This is a genomic window from Streptomyces varsoviensis (assembly GCF_000718635.1).
GTDB classification, from domain to species: Bacteria; Actinomycetota; Actinomycetes; order Streptomycetales; family Streptomycetaceae; genus Streptomyces; species Streptomyces varsoviensis.
The window spans coordinates 1-982 of record NZ_JOBF01000062.1; the positions used below are offsets into that span (position 1 = coordinate 1).

A 982-nucleotide genomic window follows, 5' to 3' on the forward strand; every position below is an offset into this window, starting at 1 on the left:
CTAGGTCGTTTCTGATGGCTCTTGTCGGGCGGGGTGGATCAGGTCTCGGCCCGGGCAGGCGTCGGGCATGGTGCGACGACATGAACTGACCGATGCGCAATGGCGGGCGATCGAACCGCTGCTGCCGGCCAACGGCCGGCCCGGCGGGCAGTGGTCCGATCACCGCACGGTGGTCAACGGGGTGCTGTTCCGGGCCCGTACCGGGGTGCCCTGGCCGGACCTGCCAGAGCGGTACGGGCCCTGGCAGACCGTCTATGAACGGCATCGCCGCTGGTCGGCGGACGGCACCTGGCAGCGCATCCTGACCGAGCTGCAGATGGAAGCCGATGCCGGTGATCCTGACGGCACCCTGGCCCGCGAGCTGGAGCGGGAGTGGGCGGTGAATATCGACTCCACCTCCTGCCGGGCCCATCAGCACGCGGCCGGGGCCCGGCACCGCCCGCCCAGCGACTTCCCCGAAAAGGGGGCGGGACACGTGTGGAGGCCGATGGACGGGAGACGCTGGGACGCTCACGGGGCGGGCTGACCACCAAGGTCCACCTGCTGGCCGACGACCGGGCCCGCCCGCTGACCTGGCTCACCTCACCGGGCCAGCGGGGCGACAGCCCCATGCTCCTGCCGCTGCTGGAGACGCTGCGCATCGCTCGCCGCGGGCCCGGACGCCCGCGGCGTCGCCCGGACCGGGTGCGCGGCGACAAGGCGTACTCCAGCCGCGGCAACCGTGCCTACCTGCGCCGCCGGGGCATCAAGGCGACCATCGCCGAACCGGACGACCAGCGGGCCAACCGCCAAAGCCGTGGCCGGGCCGGCGGCCGTCCGCCCGCTTTCGACAAGGCCCAGTACCGACGCCGCAGCGCGGTCGAACGCTGCGTCAGCAAGTGGAAGCAGTTCCGGGCGGTGGCCAGCCGCTACGACAAACGCGACTACATCTACAACGGCACCCTCACCTGCACCGCAATCGTCATCTGGCTCCGCGACACCA

General features: G+C 71.8%; 1 protein-coding gene. It reads left to right on the forward strand.

From position 1 onward, the window contains the following. Window positions 1–67 precede the first annotated feature (67 nt). A protein-coding gene (locus IF55_RS38055; RefSeq protein ID WP_425428537.1) for an IS5 family transposase occupies window positions 68–982 on the forward strand; the annotation gives its coding sequence in 2 pieces (ribosomal slippage) (window positions 68–461 and window positions 461–982; 916 coding nt annotated over the 2 pieces). This gene is flagged as partial in the annotation.